The following is a 3,863-nucleotide window of genomic DNA, read 5'->3' as shown; positions in this document are numbered from 1 at the left end:
TAACAACGGCACGCTGGACGAACATTTCACTTATTCCGATGGCACTACTCAACGGCGCATCTGGAAACTATCCAGAATTGACGAACACAATTACACCGGCACGGCTGATGATGTCATAGGCCAGGCAACCGGCGTTGCTTACGGACATGCCTTGCGCTGGCAATACACCCTGGCGCTCGAAGTGGATGATGACATTTATCACGTACAGTTCGACGACTGGATGTACCTGATTGATGACAGCACCGTGATTAATCGTTCAGTAATGAGCAAGTTTGGTATCAACGTGGGAGAAGTGATTCTGGTATTTATCAAGCCGGGATCGGGGAAATCCATGACCAGGGATAGTAACCCATTTAACATGCCCGAAGTGAGTCGCATTGGCCACTTAACTTCAGCGACCCTATAAGGAACAAGACGTGAAACAGAACGCATCAACGATGCAAACACCGAATAATTTGCTGGCGACTACCGCGGGTAAATTATTGCAATGGATAGACTCGCACTCCCAGGTATCCCAGGTAAATGTATCCACCGAAAATGGTAGTAAAAAACAGGTCGACTGGCTCAGAGTAGTACCGTTTCTTTTTATACATGTGATGTGCCTGGGTGTTCTATGGGTTGGCTGGAGTCCAGTCGCAGTAGTGACGGCATTTGCCCTGTATTTCCTGCGTATGCTGGCGATTACCGGTTTCTACCATCGTTATTTTTCGCATAAAAGTTTTAAAACATCTCGCATCGCTCAGTTTATTTTTGCCGTACTCGGTGCTTCGGCCGCCCAGCGAGGTCCACTATGGTGGGCGTCTCATCATCGACATCACCATATCCATTCAGACGATCACGAAGATGTACATTCGCCCAGACAACATGGATTTTTATGGAGCCACATGGGCTGGTTTACTGAAAACAGTAACTTCCCCCCGAAACTGCAACGTGTTCCAGACCTGGTTAAGTTCAGGGAACTCATCTGGCTGGATCGATTTGATGCCATAGTGCCAGTCATGCTTGCCACTGGTTTATACGCCGTTGGAGAACTACTGGCTTCGGTTGCCCCTTCCCTGAATACCAATGGCAGTCAACTATTAATATGGGGATTCTTCATCTCTACCGTGATTCTTTATCACGCCACTTATACCGTTAATAGCCTGGCTCATAAATTCGGTAAACGGCGTTACAACACCAGGGACGATAGCCGTAACAGTTTTTTAATCGCCCTGATCACCTGCGGCGAAGGCTGGCACAACAATCACCACCACTTTCCCGGATCAGCCAGCCAGGGATTTTTCTGGTGGGAAGTTGATATGACTTATTACTTTCTGCGGTTTCTTGCGTGGACGGGAATTATATGGGATCTGAAATCGGTTCCCATAGAGCTAAAAAATACACGCCTGGTTAAAGCTGAGAAGCCATCATGAATACGATTATTGATAATTTTAAGTCCGTTTATGGGAACCTGGACGCAAGCAATATTAGCCTGGTGGATACCATTTACGACGACAATGTCACTTTTGTTGATCCATTTCACGAAATACGTGGCCTGCCAACGTTAATGGAATATTTTTCAAAATTGTATGAAAACCTTGAAAGCTGCGACTTTGAATTTGGCGAAGTATATTCAAAGCCCTCTTCTGCATTGATCGTATGGAATATGACTTTTCGACACCGTAGTTTATCCAGTAAAACCATTGAGGTTCCGGGAAGCACGCAAATACGCTTTGATGACAAAATTTATTTTCATAGAGACTATTTCGATGCAGGCAAAATGATTTACGAGAATATCCCCGTTGTCGGATCTGTCATTAAATATATTAAAGGACAGGTATAAACATGGCCAAAAGCAACCATTTCGAAGACAAACGTGTCTGGATTACCGGTGCTTCTTCCGGCATTGGAAAAGCCGTCGCCATGGAGCTGGCAAAACGCGGCGCGAAAGTCGCCATTAGCGCGCGAAACCAGCCACTGCTCCACAATATCGCAGATGAGATGGGGAAAGAGAATACGTTCGTTGTTCCGTTGGACGTGACGATCAAATCCCAGAACATGTCCGCCGTTAAGCGTATTGAAGAACACTGGGGTGGACTGGACATCGCTTTTTTTAACGCCGGCACCGCAGAATACATCGATATTAAAAACTTTGATTCAGACATCTTTGAGCGAACAATAAAGACCAACTTTATGAGCATGGTCTACGGAATAGAGGCAGTGTTGCCGTTGCTGCGAAATTCGACGACCGCGCAGCTGGGAGGGATGAGCAGCACTGTCTCTTTTGCAGGTATTCCCCGGGCGGAGGCCTACGGCGCCTCCAAGGCCGCTATCCGAAATATGCTGCAAGCTTTACGCATTCACCTGAAGCAGGAAAACATTGATGTGTTTACCGTTTGCCCGGGGTTTGTCCGCACTCCCCTCACGGACAAGAATGATTTTCCCATGCCCATGCGTATCGAAGTGGACGAAGCCGCAAAAATTATCGTTGACGGCATTGAGAAACGAACACCAGAAATTCATTTCCCCAAAGCATTTAGCTGTACCTATAAATTTCTCTCTTTCTTACCGAGCGGCCTCTATACCCGTTTAATGTTAAACACAGTGAGACAATCATGAAAATCGCAATTATTGGTACTGGTATTGCCGGTAACGTCGCGGCTTATAAATTACACAAGCATGCAGATATAACCGTGTTTGAAGCTAATGATTATATTGGCGGACACACGCATACCCATAAGATTGATATTGATAACGAACAACACAATATTGATACCGGGTTTATCGTGTTCAACCACTGGACTTACCCCAACTTTGTTGAATTACTCATAGAGCTAGCTGTTGAAATTGAGCCGAGCAATATGAGCTTCAGTGTTAAGAGCGAGCGTAATGGCCTGGAGTATAACGGGACCACCCTGAACAGTCTGTTTGCCCAACGCCGCAACCTGCTAAAGCCCTCATTCTATCGCATGATCCGTGACATTCTTCGCTTCAACGAACAGGCAAAGCAGGTGCTCTATCAGAAAAATACTGATTATACTTTGGGTCAATATTTACAACACAATCAATACTCCAACGAATTTATTCATCATTATATCATACCCATGGGCGCCGCGATCTGGTCATCGGCGCCTGACAAAATGATGGAATTCCCCGCATACTTTTTTATTCGTTTTTTCAACAACCACGGTATGTTGAACATCAACGACCGGCCTACCTGGTATGTCATAAAGAACGGATCCAGGAATTATGTGGAGAAACTCACTCATGGTTTTCGAGATCGCATTCGACTAAACACCCCCGTTGAATGGGTAAAACGTTTTGACAACCAGGTACTGATTAAGCCTTACGGTGCAGAAGCCATGAAGTTCGACAGTGTATTTATGGCCTGCCATAGCGACCAGGCGCTGAGAATGCTCGCTGACCCCACACGCGATGAGTCAAATATTCTGGGCTCCATACCTTATCAGCGTAATGAGGCAATACTGCATACTGACACTAATGTGTTACCTGAAAAACGCCTGGCCTGGGCGGCCTGGAATTATCATATCCTCAAAGAAAATCAGGATCGTGTAGCGTTAACATATAACATGAATATTCTGCAAAACATCAAGTCAAAGCATACTTTTTGCGTCACACTGAACAATACCGACGCCATAGATCCGAAAAAGATCATTAAACGGATTGACTATGATCATCCCATGTTCACCCTCAAAGGAATGGAAGCACAGTCCCAGCAAGAGCGCATCAATGGTCCGCGTAACACCTATTTTTGCGGTGCTTACTGGCGAAATGGCTTTCACGAAGATGGTGTAGTAAGCGCATTGAACGCTATTGAACATTTTAAACGGACACAGGCCAATGAAAAGCTGTATTTACACCGG

The 3,863-nt window shown here is 45.6% G+C and carries 5 protein-coding genes; all 5 read left to right on the top strand.

Annotated features, from left to right (window positions below):
• The coding region (locus ACWVCM_RS06130; RefSeq protein ID WP_455200841.1) for a DUF3833 family protein at positions 1-406 on the top strand (406 nt) is incomplete at its 5' end.
• Positions 407-416: 10 nt separating this feature from the next.
• On the top strand, positions 417-1,412 hold the full coding sequence (locus tag ACWVCM_RS06125) for an acyl-CoA desaturase (protein ID WP_455200840.1): 996 nt from the start codon (positions 417-419) through the stop codon (positions 1,410-1,412).
• Positions 1,409-1,822 carry a nuclear transport factor 2 family protein gene (locus ACWVCM_RS06120; RefSeq protein ID WP_455200839.1) on the top strand — a complete coding sequence of 138 codons (414 nt, stop codon included), beginning with the start codon at positions 1,409-1,411 and terminating at the stop codon, positions 1,820-1,822. Before ACWVCM_RS06125 ends, ACWVCM_RS06120 begins: the two co-directional genes overlap by 4 nt.
• A gap of 2 nt (positions 1,823-1,824) precedes the next feature.
• Positions 1,825-2,598: an SDR family NAD(P)-dependent oxidoreductase gene (locus ACWVCM_RS06115; RefSeq protein WP_455200838.1), complete on the top strand. Its 774-nt coding sequence runs from the start codon at positions 1,825-1,827 to the stop codon at positions 2,596-2,598.
• On the top strand, positions 2,595-3,863 hold a 1,269-nt coding region (locus ACWVCM_RS06110), incomplete at its 3' end, for an NAD(P)/FAD-dependent oxidoreductase (RefSeq protein WP_455200837.1). The genes ACWVCM_RS06115 and ACWVCM_RS06110, both read left to right, overlap by 4 nt.

This window comes from Kaarinaea lacus (assembly GCF_975902315.1).
Note: the sequence above shows the minus strand (reverse complement) of the source record. Positions and strands in the feature narration are given on the sequence as shown.